Genomic DNA, 15,724 nt, shown 5'->3' on the forward strand with positions numbered 1-15,724 from the left:
CTCTTGTGGTATCCATTACACTTCGATGTCAACTTCATCGCCTTTCTCTTGTAACCAATTTCGGCGATCTTCAGAGCGTTTCTTCGCTAACAACATATCCATCATGCCTAGGGTTTCTTGATAATTTTCATCATCAATAACCAATTGCACTAAACGACGCGTATTAGGATCAAGCGTTGTTTCACGCAGTTGAAGTGGGTTCATTTCACCCAAACCTTTAAAGCGCTGTACGTTAGGCTTTCCTTTTTTACGGCTTAAACGTTGTAAAATGGCATTTTTTTCTGATTCATCAAGGGCATAATGAACTTCTTTACCTAAATCGATACGATAAAGTGGTGGCATTGCCATATAAACGTGCCCTTCCTTAACAAGAGCAGGGAAATGGCGCACAAATAAAGCACACAATAAGGTTGCGATATGTAAACCATCCGAGTCCGCATCCGCAAGAATACACACTTTACCGTAACGCAGTTGGCTTAAATCATCACTATCAGGATCCATACCAATTGCTACCGAAATATCATGGACTTCTTGTGACGCAAGTACTTCATCTGAAGAGACTTCCCATGTATTTAGGATTTTACCGCGCAGAGGCATAATTGCTTGATATTCACGATCTCGAGCTTGTTTAGCAGAGCCTCCAGCAGAGTCCCCTTCAACCAAAAACAGTTCGGTGTAACGTAAATCTTGAGAAGTACAATCAGCCAATTTACCCGGCAATGCTGGCCCTGAAGTGAGTTTCTTTCTCACCACTTTTTTAGCAGCTCGCATACGACGTTGAGCACTGCTAATTGCCATTTCAGCAAGTAACTCACCGACTTGAACATTCTGATTTAGCCATAAGCTAAACGCATTTTTTACAGCATTTGCAACAAACGCACTGGTTTGTCTTGAAGAGAGTCGCTCTTTGGTTTGCCCTGCAAATTGAGGATCTTGCATTTTCACTGATAATACATAAGCACAACGCTCCCATGTATCATCGGCAGTTAATTTAAGACCTCTCGGTAGTAAATTACGGAATTCACAAAATTCACGCATTGCATCTAACACACCTTGGCGTAAACCATTTACGTGTGTACCACCTTGAACTGTTGGAATTAAGTTAACATAGCTTTCAGTGAGTAGATCGCCACCTTCAGGCAGCCATAACATAGACCATTCAACAGCTTCATTATCACCTTCAAATTTGCCTGTAAAAGGCTCTTCAGGAAGGCGAACAAACTCAGCAACCGCTTCACTTAAATAATCGGTTAAACCATCAGCGTAGCACCAATTTTCTTGGGTGTTGTTTACTTTATCGACAAAAGAAACATTAACGCCCGGACACAGTACTGCTTTGGCTTTTAATACGTGAGATAAGCTTTTAGAAGAAAAACGAGGAACATCAAAATAAGAGCCATCAGGCCAAAAATGCACACTCGTTCCTGTGTCCCGTTTTGCACAGGTGCCAATCTCATGTAACTCTTCAACTTTATCGCCATTTTCAAAGGCAATTTGGTAAATTTTACCATCACGACGAACAGTTACTTCAATACGCTTTGAGAGGGCGTTAACAACCGAGATCCCCACACCATGTAACCCGCCAGAAAATTGATAATTTTTATTAGAGAATTTTCCTCCGGCGTGGAGGTGAGCAAGAATTAACTCGATAGCAGAAACGTTAAGTTCAGGGTGAATATCGACAGGCATTCCTCGCCCATTATCGATAACTTCGATAGATTGGTCTGCATATAAAATGACATCGACCTTCGATGCGTGTCCCGCAAGCGCCTCGTCCACGCTATTATCTATCACTTCCTGTGCCAAATGGTTCGGTCTTGTTGTATCTGTATACATCCCCGGACGACGACGTACAGGCTCTAGACCATTAAGAACCTCAATATCCTTTGCGTTATAACTTGATTGAGTCATTGTTTTAATCTGCGGTTCGCTGTTAGAAAAATACTGTTTATAATAACAGGTGTTGGCGGCAATATGATATTAATTTTCGGCTAGATACATCAACCTACGTTTTACAGGTTAATCGACCGAAAGGCTAAATTATCTTTAAAAATTGAATAATTTTCGGAAAAAAACGTTCAAAACCCACAAAAGCATGGTTTCCATCCGATTCTATGGTTTGCCTACACGCGCCAAGATATGAGACAGCTTGACGATAATCAAGTATTTCATCTCCAGTTTGTTGAAGCAACCAAATAAGTTCCGGTGAGGTAATTGCAGGAATACGCAAAGCAAGCAACTCATCCATATGGTGAGGTTCTAGCTTATATTTTTGATGTGTATAAGGATTTTCGTTTTCACCCAAGAAATCTTGCAAAAGATCGAAAGGACGTATCGCAGGATTAACAACAACAGCAGGTAAATTAAAACGTTGAGATAGCCAAATAGATAAATAGCCACCTAATGATGAGCCAATTAATCCAAGCTTGTCATCTGCACTCTCTTTAACTAACGTTTCAATTAGCTGAGCGGCTTCTTGAGGATAAGGTGGCAGTTGAGGTACTAACAATTCAATTTCAGGATGTGTTACTTCAAGCCATTGACGAAAAGCCTGTGCCTTTGCTGATTGAGGTGAGCTATTAAAGCCATGCAAGTAAAGAATACGAGGCATAACTTAATAGCCATCCGCATCAAGATCAGGACAAAATTCAGTGCCCGCTAAACGGTAAACTTGTGTTTCAATTTTGCCCTTCTCATCAGATGAAAGTGACATTTCCAAATAGCGCCAGCCCGGAGAAACAGTATCTAATGTAAAATTCGTACAATGAGGGCGAAACTGAATGCATGTAGAAGGCGTTGCCAACAAACGAATGCCATTCCACATTTCATCCATTTCTTGGTGAATATGGCCACAAAGCATCATTTTGACTTGAGAGTGATTTCTTAAACGTTCTGCCAATTCTTGAGAATTTCTTAAACTGTGTTGATCTAACCATGTACACCCCGAAGGCATAGGATGATGATGCAACAAGATAATCGTATCTCTGTGCTTTTGACTTTCGAGACAACGTGTTAGCCAATCTAACTGACAATCTGATAACTCACCATGAGGAACGCCTTGAATTTGGCTATCTAATAACAGCATTTGCCAATTATCACCAATCAACACTTGTTTAGCTGACAAAATTCCTGCCTGATTTAAAGCATCAATCATTGCAGGTTGATAGTCATGATTACCCGGCAACCAAACACAAGGAGGTGTTAGCGTTGCAATGCCATCAGCAAAATGCTGATAAGCTTCAAAGGTTTGATCTTGAACTAAATCACCTGTCGCAACAATCAAGTCAACATCAAGACCCTGCTCTCTAATCGTATTTAATACCGCATGGTAGCTACGATAGGTATTTATACCCAGCAGAGTGTCTTCCACATTAGCAAAGAGGTGGGTGTCTGTGATTTGTAATATTCTTACGGTGTTTTTGTGTTTCACCGATAATTCAAGCTGGCTTTCCAAAAGGTTTCCTTGTTTCACTCTCATTAGCCGTTATGTTAACGTATTTTCGTAGTAAAGATCTGCCAACCAATACACATTTCAAAAGATTAGTGAGAAATATTCTCGCTTTCAATCACGTTTTTTTCACTTCATTTTACAATTTAATTCATTTGATATCGTACACTTAGAGATAGTTACTCTACTTGATAATATTACTAAAAACATCCTTTAAAGATTGATTAATGTATTAAATTATCGACCAACGCTTTCTTAACGCAACATGATGAAGTTGTAGCCATTGAAGCGCGATAACGGATGCTGCGTTGTCAATAATCCCCTCTTCGACCCAAAGATAAGCTTGTTCTCTGCTGACAACATGAACACGAATATCTTCATTCTCACACGCTAATCCATGAACACCTTTTGCTGTTGTTGCATCAACTTCACCAACGTAAACATGCATTCTTTCGCTCGTACCACCGGGGCTTGAAAGATAACTCACAATAGGTTCACATCGTCCAACAATAACACCCGCTTCTTCTTGGGCTTCACGTCTAACAACATCTTCTGGACTTTCTCCTGGTTCGACCATACCCGCAACCACTTCAAGTAGCCAAGGTGTATCACTGGTTTCATACGCAGGAATACGAATTTGCTCAATTAACACCACTTCATCACGTTTGGGATCGTAAGCAAGCAAAACACCTGCATTGCCTCGTTCAAAAACCTCTCGCTTAACTTCTTCACTCCATCCACCTTCAAAAAGGCGATGTTTAAAGCGATATTCGGTCATGCGGAAAAAGCCTTTGTATAAATCTCTTTGATTGAGCAATTTCACATCTTCACGACCGTATAAAAATGGTGTATTTTCCCTTTTCTTCATACAATGTTCCTTAAGTTACATTTAAGAGTCTTTTTATTGCTTACGTTTAATACAGATTTAAAGAAATTTGCCAACAATTCATGTAAAGTTAATCTAAAATAAAAGGATATGGCACAAATGGCTACCCCTAGTTAGGGAAACAATCTGCTAGAATTATCCCCAATCAAGATTAACAGAGGCAACTCAGCGAAACTGTTGCAACAAGGAATTAAAATGAAAAAACTGCTCTCTCTTTTGGTCACGATGAGTTTGGCAGGATTCAGCACTGCAAGTCAGGCTGAGGATCTGCTTCAAGTTTATCAAAAAGCAAAGGACAGTAACCCTGAGTTACGCAAGTCATTAGCTGAACGAAATCAAGCTTTTGAAAAAATTAATGAAGCTCGTGGCTCATTATTACCACAATTAGGATTAGGCGCATCCGCAGATTATAAAAGTGGCTACCGCGATAATAGCAACACCGAATCCAACGCTATTGGTGCAAGTTTAACGCTGACTCAAAGTGTGTTTAACATGGCGTTATGGCGCCAATTAAATATTCAAGAAAAAACAGCGGGCATGAGCGATGTGACTTACCAAACAAGTCAGCAAAAACTGATTTTAGACACCGCGACCGCTTACTTTGATGTTTTGCGTGCTATCGATTCATTATCATTTATTGAAGCGCAAAAAGAACAAGTTTACCGTCAGTTAGATCAAACAACTCAACGTTTTAACGTAGGTTTAGTGGCTATTACTGACGTACAAAATGCGCGTGCAAATTACGATAGCGTACTGGCGCAAGAAGTGGCTGGTCGAAATCAATTAGATAATGCATTAGAAAAACTACGCCAAGTAAGTGGTATCTATTACATTAATCTAGCATCACTAAACATCAGCCGTTTTTCAACAACTTCACCAGACTCTATTGAGAAACTGCTAAAAGATGCTGAAGAGCGTAACTTAAGTTTATTAAGCGCACGTTTAGGTCAAGATTTAGCGCGCGAAAATATTCGTTTAGCACAATCAGGTCACTTACCAACAGTAGATTTAAATGCATCAACCGGTGTGTCCAATAGCCATAGCCACGGTAGCGCATTACCACCAGCAACAGCGGGTAATAGTCGCAATAGTTACAGTGGTCAAAATAGTATTGGTCTATCTGTTAGTATTCCTCTGTATACTGGCGGCAAAACAAGCTCACAAGTTGAACAAGCACAATATGGTTTTACGAGTGCTAGCGAACAATTAGAATCGGTTTATCGTTCTATTGTCCAAATCGCGCGTTCTTCTTATAACAATATTTCTGCATCAATCAGTAGCATTAAAGCGTATCAACAAGTTGTTGTTTCTGCGCAAAGTTCATTAGATGCAACTGAAGCGGGTTATCAAGTAGGTACTCGTACTATTGTTGATGTGTTGAATGCCACCACAACGCTTTATGATGCAAAACAGAAATTATCCAACGCACGTTATGACTATTTAATTAACCAATTAAATATTGAATATGCGCGTGGTACATTAAATGAAAATGACTTAATTCAGTTAAATAATGCACTAGGTGCAGAAGTTTCTACTTCACCAGATAGCATTATTCGCTCGTTAACAAGCCCTGCTCTTAACGTTGCACCTTGATCGTGAATTAAGAATTTAGTCACTTATAAAAAACCGCTTTCAGCGATAAACTGATAAGCGGTTTTTTTTATGCTTCCTCTCCGCATAAGATATTGTGTTATGGCTTAAATTAAGATCTCAGCAATATCTATATTCTTGTATTAACAAATACCTTAATTACAATTAGGTTAAAAAGAGAGGATTTACCTAATTTCATTACTCTTAACCTTATAAAGATCACAAATTTCTGGTTATCCCTGATGATTAGGCGTTTCTTATTTATTTTCTAGACTATTTAACCTATCCTAGATTTTATTTTGAACGTTTTACCTTTTATGGATCTTATCAATATGCCAATGAAACGTACCAAATCGATTAATCGTGATGCTTTCCGTAAAGCATTTCGTCCTTATCGTCTGGCGCCTGTTGCAATCGCCATCACTGCTGTATTCGCGCTTTCAGGATGTGAAGAGAGCGATGAGACAGTTTCACTGTATATGAATGCACAAGAATGTGCTCAAGCGAATCCTTCACAAGCGGCACAGTGCGAAGACTCTTATCGCACTGCATTGCAAGAAGCACAGCGTACAGCACCGAAATACGCAACATTAGAAGACTGTGTAGCTGAATTTGGTGATGCACAATGTACACAAACAGCGTCTATCGATGGACAGCCTGTTAGTACCGAAAATGCCAATAATTTAAGCCCAGACAGCTCACAAATGGCTCAAGCTAACTCTGGTGGTAGCTTCTTTATGCCATTAATGGCGGGTTATATGATGGGTCGCCTAATGGGTGGCGGTGCGCCAGCACAACCTCTGTTTAGTTCACGTAATCCAACAAGCCCTGCGAATGGTAAATTTGTGGACGCAACAGGCCGTAACTATGGTCCAGCAGTTGGTGGTCGTCAAATGAACGTACCAAAAACAGCCATGACACCAAAACCATCAACAACCTCGACAGTAACTCGTGGCGGCTTTGGTAATACAGTTTCAAGACAAGCAGCGGCTCAACGTACCAGTGCAACAAATAATAACCGTAGCTCAACTGGTTCATCTTCTTATCGTTCAGGTGGTTAATTAAAACCATGAAACGCGAAAATATCATTGAACGCCCAGATTGGCGTGAAAAAGCCACTGAATTTGGCTTTAATTTTCATACAATGTATGGCGAGCCTTATTGGTCTGAAGATGCTTATTATCAATTCTCAATGGAAGAGGTTGAAACGTTAGAAGAAACAACAGAAGAGTTGCATCAGATGTGCTTACAGGTCGCTGATAAAGTGGCTAATAGTGAAGAGTTGCTGACTCGTTTTCAAATTCCTCGTCACTGCTGGGATTTTGTACGTGATTCATGGAAATCATCTCAACCTTCGCTCTATTCACGTCTTGATTTAGCCTATGACGGCAAAAGCCCAGCAAAACTGTTAGAAAATAATGCAGATACGCCAACGTCGCTGTATGAATCTGCTTTTTTCCAATGGATCTGGCTTGAAGATCAAGTCAACGCAGGCCGTTTACCGCAAAATGCCGATCAATTTAATAGCATTCAAGAGAAGTTAATCGATCGATTCGCAGAGCTTCGTGATCAATACGGAATGCGTTATCTGCATATGTCTTGTTGCCAAGATACTGAAGAAGATCGCGGTACGGTTCAATATTTACAAGATTGTGCTGAAGAAGCCGAAGTTACAACTGACTTTGTGTTTATTGAAGATCTAGGTCTAGGTGAACGTGGTGAGCTAACTGATCTGCAAGATCAGATAATCAGCAATATGTTTAAGCTTTACCCTTGGGAATTTATGTTCCGCGAAGACTTCTCAACTAAGTTAGCTGATGCGGGAATTCGTTGGTTGGAGCCATCTTGGAAGAGTATTATCTCGAATAAAGCATTACTGCCAATGCTTTGGGAGATGTTCCCTAATCACCCAAATCTGCTACCTGCTTATTTTTATGATGGTAAAGCACCTGATTCATTATCACGTTATGTTATCAAGCCACTGTTTTCACGTGAAGGTGCAAATATTCGTATTGTTGAAAATGGCAAAGATATTGCTGTTGCAGATGGTCCTTATGGTGAAGAAGGCTTTATTGTTCAAGATTTCCATCCACTACCAAAATTTGGTGATAGCTATACATTAATTGGTAGTTGGTTGGTTAACGACCAATCCGCAGGTATTTGTATTAGAGAAGATAGAGAGCTTATCACTCAAGATCTCTCACGCTTCTATCCACATATTATTTTAGATTAATAGAAATCTTAAAATTATATTGAGCACCTTATTGTTTATAAGCAGTAAGGTGTTTTTTATTGCAAAAACCTTCTCATTTTATGATTTCAATATATGGCTATATTCCAGAAATAATCATATCCATAGCAGATACAATCGCGGTATGGATCTCTGGTTTAACACACACGATATCAACTGTTCTTAACTTATTCTTTGCTACAACGGTTATAGATTTCGTCATAACAACATATTTCTGATTATCTATTTCAATAACGGGTGTCAATATTTCTACTTGAGAATTCTTATATGATAGCTGAGTAATCGGTATAATAACCCGAGAATCAAGATCACTTAGTAGCTCATTTTGAATATCAATAAAATAAGGGTATTGTTCTTTCGATTTAAGGGATTTGTTACGATATACCGTATATTGAGACATTAAATAACCCCATATTCATCGTCGTCAGTAAACAACCCCATTTCTTGTTCAAATTCATTAAGAGCTTGGATGCCATTTTTGTTTTCCGCTTTCCACTGTTCTCGCTTTTTTTCACGAATTGCATCAGATAACATTTGATCGAGTGTTGCTGATAAATTAATTCCAAGCGCTCGCGCTTCATCCACCAATTTTGCAGTTAGATACACATTAACTCCTCGTTTATCTTTTTTACTCATTGCTAATGTTTTCATTATAAGCTCCATTTATGCGCATCATTTATGTGCATAAGTGTAGAGCAGATAATTATCAACATCAAACTAGAAGATATTCAAAAAAACATAATCGATTTATTTAATGAAAGATGAAAAGTATTCATTGAATAGTAATGAAGCTTATCAGAGATTTATCCAAATAAAAATAAAATCAATATAAACAAAAGGTTAAAATCATTTATTATATCTATATAGAAAATTGGAAAGGTCAATAACGAGGGAAATATAATGAGTCGATACATTATATTTAATATAAAAAAGGTCAAATTCCACAAAAGTGCATTTGACCTTTAGATATTATAAATTAGTTTTTATTGAACAATCTTATCCAATTTGAAATGTCATCATACTGAGCGATTTATTAATGATATCATTATTTAGCAACGTTACTTTTTCACCTTCCTGTTTTAAACCTAATAGGTATAACGCGGGTAAAAAATGCTCTGCTGTTGGATGTGACAATCGTCCTTCTTCCGTTGATAAAATCGTAAAGAGCTCAGTTGGCTCTTTGTCACTTTGCAAGCTACTTTCTATTGCTTCACTAAACGAAAGTGCCCAAGGATAAGGCGTTGCATCACTGTTTTGCCAATCCATCATTCTTAAGTTATGAACAATATTACCGCTACCAATAATTAAAACGCCTTCTTTACGTAGCTCAACTAATTTTTGACCTAATTCGTAGTGCCATTGTGCTGATTGACGCGCATCAATGCTTAATTGAACAACAGGAATATTTGCCTTGGGATACATTTTTTCAAGTATCCCCCAACTTCCATGATCTAATCCCCATTGATCCATATCGAGTTTTAATTTAATCGGATCAATAAGATCTTCAATCAGCGCTGCTAAACCTATTGAGCCTCGCGCTGGGTATTCTATTGCATACAATTCTGGTGGAAATCCATAAAAATCATGAATTGTCTTTGGTTGCGACATTGCTGTTACATAAGTTCCATCGGTATACCAATGGGCTGAAATCACTAAAATCGCTTTAGGTTGAGGAAGCGTTTCCCCTAATTTTGACCAGAGGCGAGTGTATGTATTATCTTCTAATACATTCATTGGACTACCATGCCCAATAAACAGCGCTGGCATCATTTTTGTTTCCATAAACCACCTCTTATGGCGAGTGTTCTTATCACATAAGCATACTGCCTTCTTACTTGAAATATAGTCAAAGAAGTATGAAATAGTTATTCAAAAAATATGAAAAAAGCCACCTAAGTTTCCTTAAGTGGCTTGATATAAGTGTGTGTGTGTTTTCAGTGTCGTTTATAACATGTTAATTTCAGCCAGCTTTTTTCTCCTCACGAAGACGATAAGCCACTAAATCTTCAATAGTTAACACTGGCATATTGTGCTTTTTAGCAAAAGTGATCACTTCTGGTGCTCTTGCCATTGTGCCATCATCGTTTGTTAACTCGCATAACACTGCAACAGGTTTAAAACCGGCTAAAGTTGCTAAATCAATCGAAGCTTCAGTGTGTCCGCCACGCGTTAACACACCGCCAGGTTGAGCACGTAATGGGAATACGTGACCTGGGCGATTTAAATCACTTGGTTTTGCATTATCAGCTGCCGCTGCACGTACTGTGGTTAAACGATCTGATGCTGAAACACCCGTTGTAACACCTTGTGCCGCTTCAATTGTTACCGTAAACGCGGTATGAAAATGACTGGTGTTATTTTCCACCATCATAGGCAAATCAAGTTGTTGACGGCGTTCTTCTGTAATGCATAAACAAACAATGCCACTACCATGACGAATAGACATCGCCATCTGTTCTGTGGTCATAGTTTCTGCTGCGAAAACCATATCGCCTTCATTTTCACGGTTCTCGTCGTCGAGCACCATCACGCCTTTACCAGCACGAAGGGCTTCTAGAGCAAGTTCAACACGCTCAAATGGATTACCGAATTCGGAAAGTAGCGTCTGATTCATGGTAAAAAAACCTCAATAATTAATGAAAGTTACCAGAATCAGGGCAGTCTTAGGAGTGGATCTCTGCTTAATAAATACACAAGCAGAAACAACAGGAATGGATACAATAATCCTACTGATGCTATTTTATTCTCTCCCATCCAGACTTTAACTGTCGGCTCCAGAATCACACTGGATCTGCTGACCTTTGCATTACAATGGCAACACAAAGCGCTCGCGGGCTTTACCTAAGTATTTAGGTATCTACCGCCGGTGGGGACTTACACCCCGCCCTGAGATTAACGGTGAAACTATACGCTTTAAAATTATAAGAGGCAATCATCAATCGGTGACAATCTTTGTTTCATCACATTATCATTTTATGACATACGGTTATTTAACGATTTATAATAAAAAAGTAACAATAATCTTGATATCTGGTTTAATTCCCTCAGTCCTCATATTACACTTAGCCTCAGCTTTCTATTTTATTTGTGAGGACTTCCCATGTTGGACCCGAAAAAACTTGAACAAGTCGCGCGCCAAATCCAAAACGTTCTGCCACAGGGCATTAAAGATTTTGGTGATGATATTGATAAAAAAATCCGCACTGTTCTACAATCTCAATTAAACAAATTGGATTTAGTCAATCGCGAAGAGTTTGATGTACAAACTCAAGTCTTATTACGTACTCGTGAAAAACTTAATCGTTTAGAACAACGTTTAAATGAGCTAGAAGCGGGTCTGCTTGCAAAACCTCAAGCTGAAGTTGCTCAAATTGAAGAAGTTGAAATTGTGGTAGAGGCGCAAGCTGACAATCAAGCTGACAATAAAGCTTAATTCGTTCACTTTATTGCTGATTTTAGTTTAGTAATAAAGCAAAAACCCTGTATCTCACAAAGACGCAGGGTTATTTTTTATACATAAAAAGTCAATTGATCACTATTTTAACTCTGGCCAATAGTCTTTATTAACTTCAATTAAATCATCTAAAATTGCTTTTGCGACAGTCGCACTTGGCACCGTTTTGGACATTGTAATAGCCTGCCACAGTTTCAAATATGATTTCTCAATCCATGCTTCTACCACTAATTTTTCAACTGCAACTTGCTGACTCATCATCCCTTTTTGGAATAATGGAATTTTGCCCATCACTAACGGCTCTGGCCCGTGACTTCCGACAATGCAAGGGATCTCAACCATTGCATCAGGATCAAAATTAATAATTGATCCATTATTAGGAACGATCAGTAACATTCTTTCTTGAGTATTAAATGCGATCGCCGTTGCGAGATCGACAATATAAGAGGCATGTTCATCTATCTCAAGATGACCCGCTGATGATTTACCCGCTGCCGTAATGGCACGACAAGCACTGAAAACATTCTTTTCTCTGTGCTCCATCACTTCATTCGCACGCGTATGGTTAGGATCAGAATGCTCAACAACATAATCAGGGAATAGATAATATTTAAGATAAGTATTTGGCATCGTATCAGGATCTAATGCCCACACATCTTTTGCTTTACCGAATGTATCATTCCAGCTTGCTTCAACAGGCTCCCCTGCCACTTTTGGAATATATCCATGTTCAGCAACATGCTTACGGATAACGGGTAATAAATCATTACCTTGCAAATCTTCAATTTGCGTCCACCAGCCAAAGTGATTTAAACCATAATAACGGACACGCATCTCTTTACGTGACTTTAATCCTGCAATTTGTGCCATGCGTGATTCAATACCAATTGGCATATCGCAGATATTTAAGATTTTTGCATTTGGTTTTAAACGGCGGGTAGCTTCAGCGACAATAGCTGCTGGATTAGAATAATTTAACATCCATGCATTTGGTGAATATTTTTCCATATATTCAACCAATTCTAACACGCCACCAATAGAGCGCATGCCGTAAGCAATACCACCAGGCCCACACGTTTCTTGCCCTAACACACCGTGACGTAAAGGAATTTTTTCATCTTTTTCACGCATTGGGTATTTACCGACACGAATATGTGCCATGACAAAATCAACATCAGTAAAGGCTGTTTTAGGATCAGTGGTATAGCAAAATTCAATATCAGGTGCTTTTTCAGTAAGAATAATTTCACACGCTTTAGCAATAGTTTCTTGCCGCTCGGCATCATTGTCATAAAATTTGATGGCTCTTAATGGAAAACGCTTTAAATTTTCCAATAGCATCAAAATAATACCGGGTGTAAATGTGCTACCGCCACCTGCAATTACGACTGAGAACTTCTTCATTATATAGCCTCCGACAAGGTGATTTTTTGTGTATCTTCTTTCATTAATTGTTCAATTTTGTCTCTCACTTGAGAAACGTGTAGCCCGATAATAATTTGTAATGCATGACCTTTGCGCACCACACCATGTACACCGAGCCCTTTAAAATAGGCATCTGTTTCAACTAGTTCGCTATCTATCACTTCAATACGTAAACGTGTTGCACAGTTATTTAAAGATTTGATATTTGCACTTCCACCTAAGCCATCGAGAATGCCTTTAGGTAGTGCCAACTTTCGGTCTTCTTTTGCCGATTTGGAATTATCTGAAGCCTGTGACTTTTTATTTTTATAATCTTGTTTGCTATAGAGTTTGATCTCTTCATCATCTTCTTCACGACCAGGTGTTTTTAAATTAAGTTTGATAATTAACGTTCTAAACACCACAAACCAAATCATTGTAAAAATAAGGCCGATGACTATCTGTGTAATAATCATTCCGTAATGGTTATGAAACATTGGGATCCAATTCATCGGAAGGAAATTGTCAATGATCCCACCGCCCATATTCCCAACAACCCCAAAGTGATAGAGGGTTGTGGCTAGTGTGGCAGCTAATACGGCATGAATGGCAAATAAGAGAGGTGAGATAAATAAGAACGTGAATTCTAATGGTTCTGTTATTCCCACAAATACAGCGGTCAATGCAGAAGGTATAAGTAAACCAGCAATTTTAGCTCTATTTTTAGGTGCCGCAGTAAAATAAAGAGCAAGCGCTATACCAATAGAACCAAAAACTTTGCTATTACCATGTAGCGCAAAACCACCTTCAGGAAATAATTCTTTTAAAGATTGGGTACTTTGACTGAAATATTGCATATTTTGAGCCCAATCAACTTGAATACCATGTTCAGTGACCGCTGGGCCAAAAATAAAAGGTCCGTAAATAAAGTGATGTAAACCAGTAGGAATTAAAATACGCTCAAGAAAGGTATATATCCAAACACCCAAAGAGCCCGATTCAACCATAAATACTTGCAAAGATTGAATACCAATTTGCACTTTAGGCCAGAAAAATAACGTTATCCACGCTAACGGTAACATCATAAAAAAACTAATTAATACGACATAAGATGTTCCTTGAAATATACCTAGAAATACAGGAAGTTGTTTATCGAAATAACGATTATGTATACTCGTGACAATACCAGCGATAATAATTGCACCAATAATACTGGTATCTAATGTTTTAATACCAGCAATCATTGTAAGACCACTATTTCCACCGACTTCATTTGTAAAATCCACGCCAAAATAATTGCCCCAAACAATTCCCATAGCGTTAATAAAATAATTCCAAGTGAGAAAACTCACCATAACGGCAAGGCAAGCTCTTGCTTGTGCAGTTTTAGCTAAACCTATTGGTAAACCAATTGCAAAAATAAGAGGCATATTACGAAAAACAGTCCACCCTCCTTCTTCAATAATATGAACAATTTGAGCGAATAAACTATCGGGTCTTAATAAATCTTCACTAATAAATAATGGATTCTGTAATAGAATTGCAATGCCTACAACAATACCTGCAAAAGGAAATAGCAGGACAGGGGTAAACATGGCTCCACCAAATCTTTGTATTTGACTGAGCATAAAAATATCCTCTTATTTACTGCTACTGAAATGACACGCTTTTTAATTTATTTTTATTCTGTGAAATTAGATTAGATTCTTTTCTCTTTATTCTCTCATCTCAAATGAACTATTCGTGATCTGATTCATACTAATCTTTCACACTAAGTGATCTACTTTTTAGTTAAAAGACAGATCATTTTTTATTTTTTGATAACGTTCACATTTTAAAGGTATAAATGATTATGCTATATATCAAAAGATTAGATTCATATAGATTAAATAGAATAAGCTAATTTTTAGAATAAAAAGAGGTATAAAAATGATCTATAAAGACATTGCAAAAAGCCTAAGAATTCAAATAAATTCTGCTGGATATCAAATTGGCGACCCACTACCCGCAGAAAAAACATTAGCGCAACAATACAACGCATCGAGAATGACAATACGTAAAGCAGTAGATTTATTAGTTATTGCAGGATTATTAGAACGAAAACATGGCTCAGGGACTTATATTAAAGAAAAAGATGTTCATCATGAAAATGCTAGCCTAAAAGGCTTTGTCGAATTAATGGCAAATACAGGCCACAACGTAAGAAGCGAAGTGATAGAGTTTAGTGTTATTCCCTGCCCTTTATCTATTTCTAGCAAATTACGTATTAATTCAAATGAACGTATATTTTATTCAAGACGAATACGTTTTGTAGACAACAAACCGCTTATTGTTGAAGATAGTTATATGCCCGTAAAATATTTTAGTAATTTAACATTAACGCACTTAGAAGGATCTAAATTTGATTTTATTGAAAATGTTTGCCAAATAAAAATAGCGGGAAGTTACGAAACTTTCCACCCTATCATGCCAGATAACAATATTTGTCAATTATTAAAAATAGAGAATAACATTCCCATATTAAGGCTCAGCACATTATCATACAGTATTCATGGTGATTATATTAATTACTCAATAATGTATAGAAACACCCAAGATTATATTGTTGAATATCATTTAAAACGAGAACAATAATCATTAATATAAAATAATGTTGAAGCTTTAGTATTAATAATTAGATTTATTGTTATG

The 15,724-nt window shown here is 37.9% G+C and carries 15 protein-coding genes and 1 riboswitch; of the genes, 5 read left to right on the forward strand and 10 right to left on the reverse strand.

The window, feature by feature from the left end:
* Positions 1-15: 15 nt before the first annotated feature.
* From parE to nudF, 4 genes are all read right to left on the reverse strand, one after another.
* On the reverse strand, positions 16-1,911 hold the full coding sequence (parE, locus tag ACWPWK_RS06445; RefSeq protein ID WP_109373070.1) for a DNA topoisomerase IV subunit B: 1,896 nt from the start codon (positions 1,909-1,911) through the stop codon (positions 16-18).
* A gap of 124 nt (positions 1,912-2,035) precedes the next feature.
* Entirely contained in the window at positions 2,036-2,611 is a 576-nt protein-coding gene (gene yqiA, locus ACWPWK_RS06450; protein WP_109373069.1) for an esterase YqiA, read from the reverse strand.
* Between the two features lie 3 nt (positions 2,612-2,614).
* Positions 2,615-3,454 (reverse strand): 3',5'-cyclic-AMP phosphodiesterase, encoded by an 840-nt coding sequence (gene cpdA, locus ACWPWK_RS06455; RefSeq protein ID WP_109373068.1) that lies wholly within the window; start codon positions 3,452-3,454, stop codon positions 2,615-2,617.
* Positions 3,455-3,680: 226 nt separating this feature from the next.
* Positions 3,681-4,316, reverse strand: coding sequence for an ADP-ribose diphosphatase (gene nudF / locus ACWPWK_RS06460; RefSeq protein WP_109373067.1), 636 nt, complete (start codon positions 4,314-4,316; stop codon positions 3,681-3,683).
* Between the two features lie 213 nt (positions 4,317-4,529).
* Here nudF and tolC point away from each other — a divergent pair, with 213 nt between their 5' ends.
* The 3 genes from tolC to ACWPWK_RS06475 all read left to right on the forward strand — a co-directional run bounded on the left by tolC (position 4,530) and on the right by ACWPWK_RS06475 (position 8,157).
* The gene (tolC, locus tag ACWPWK_RS06465; RefSeq protein ID WP_109373066.1) at positions 4,530-5,927 is read left to right on the forward strand and encodes an outer membrane channel protein TolC; all 1,398 of its coding nucleotides are present in this window, start codon (positions 4,530-4,532) and stop codon (positions 5,925-5,927) included.
* A gap of 329 nt (positions 5,928-6,256) precedes the next feature.
* Complete coding sequence (locus ACWPWK_RS06470; RefSeq protein ID WP_072070058.1) at positions 6,257-6,985, forward strand: DUF1190 family protein; 729 nt, start codon at positions 6,257-6,259, stop codon at positions 6,983-6,985.
* Between the two features lie 8 nt (positions 6,986-6,993).
* Positions 6,994-8,157 carry a glutathionylspermidine synthase family protein gene (locus tag ACWPWK_RS06475; RefSeq protein ID WP_109373065.1) on the forward strand — a complete coding sequence of 388 codons (1,164 nt, stop codon included), beginning with the start codon at positions 6,994-6,996 and terminating at the stop codon, positions 8,155-8,157.
* 97 nt (positions 8,158-8,254) lie between these two features.
* On the opposite strand, the gene ACWPWK_RS06480 is transcribed toward ACWPWK_RS06475, so the two are convergent.
* The 4 genes from ACWPWK_RS06480 to ribB all read right to left on the reverse strand — a co-directional run bounded on the left by ACWPWK_RS06480 (position 8,255) and on the right by ribB (position 10,789).
* Positions 8,255-8,575, reverse strand: coding sequence for a CcdB family protein (locus ACWPWK_RS06480; protein ID WP_099074462.1), 321 nt, complete (start codon positions 8,573-8,575; stop codon positions 8,255-8,257).
* Positions 8,575-8,826 carry a type II toxin-antitoxin system CcdA family antitoxin gene (locus ACWPWK_RS06485; protein ID WP_099074463.1) on the reverse strand — a complete coding sequence of 84 codons (252 nt, stop codon included), beginning with the start codon at positions 8,824-8,826 and terminating at the stop codon, positions 8,575-8,577. The genes ACWPWK_RS06480 and ACWPWK_RS06485 overlap by 1 nt, the downstream gene beginning before the upstream one ends.
* A 345-nt stretch (positions 8,827-9,171) precedes the next feature.
* A complete protein-coding gene (gene ygiD / locus ACWPWK_RS06490; protein WP_109373064.1) occupies positions 9,172-9,957 on the reverse strand; it encodes a 4,5-DOPA-extradiol-dioxygenase in 786 nt (261 codons plus the stop codon).
* Between the two features lie 178 nt (positions 9,958-10,135).
* Positions 10,136-10,789, reverse strand: coding sequence for a 3,4-dihydroxy-2-butanone-4-phosphate synthase (gene ribB / locus ACWPWK_RS06495; RefSeq protein WP_023582768.1), 654 nt, complete (start codon positions 10,787-10,789; stop codon positions 10,136-10,138).
* Positions 10,790-10,913: 124 nt separating this feature from the next.
* Positions 10,914-11,073, reverse strand: a riboswitch (FMN riboswitch).
* 202 nt (positions 11,074-11,275) lie between these two features.
* Between ribB and ubiK the strand changes: the two genes are divergently transcribed.
* Positions 11,276-11,608, forward strand: a complete 333-nt coding sequence (gene ubiK / locus ACWPWK_RS06500) for a ubiquinone biosynthesis accessory factor UbiK (RefSeq protein WP_109373063.1) — start codon at positions 11,276-11,278, stop codon at positions 11,606-11,608.
* A gap of 102 nt (positions 11,609-11,710) precedes the next feature.
* Here ubiK and ACWPWK_RS06505 read toward each other — a convergent pair whose 3' ends face one another.
* Complete coding sequence (locus tag ACWPWK_RS06505) at positions 11,711-13,033, reverse strand: 6-phospho-alpha-glucosidase (RefSeq protein ID WP_109373062.1); 1,323 nt, start codon at positions 13,031-13,033, stop codon at positions 11,711-11,713.
* Positions 13,033-14,661, reverse strand: coding sequence for an alpha-glucoside-specific PTS transporter subunit IIBC (locus ACWPWK_RS06510; RefSeq protein WP_109373061.1), 1,629 nt, complete (start codon positions 14,659-14,661; stop codon positions 13,033-13,035). The genes ACWPWK_RS06505 and ACWPWK_RS06510 overlap by 1 nt, the downstream gene beginning before the upstream one ends.
* A 301-nt stretch (positions 14,662-14,962) precedes the next feature.
* On the opposite strand from ACWPWK_RS06510, the gene ACWPWK_RS06515 reads away from it, so the two are divergent.
* Entirely contained in the window at positions 14,963-15,667 is a 705-nt protein-coding gene (locus tag ACWPWK_RS06515; RefSeq protein ID WP_109373060.1) for a GntR family transcriptional regulator, read from the forward strand.
* Positions 15,668-15,724 lie beyond the last annotated feature (57 nt).

This window comes from Proteus sp. Marseille-Q3619 (genome assembly GCF_965283115.1).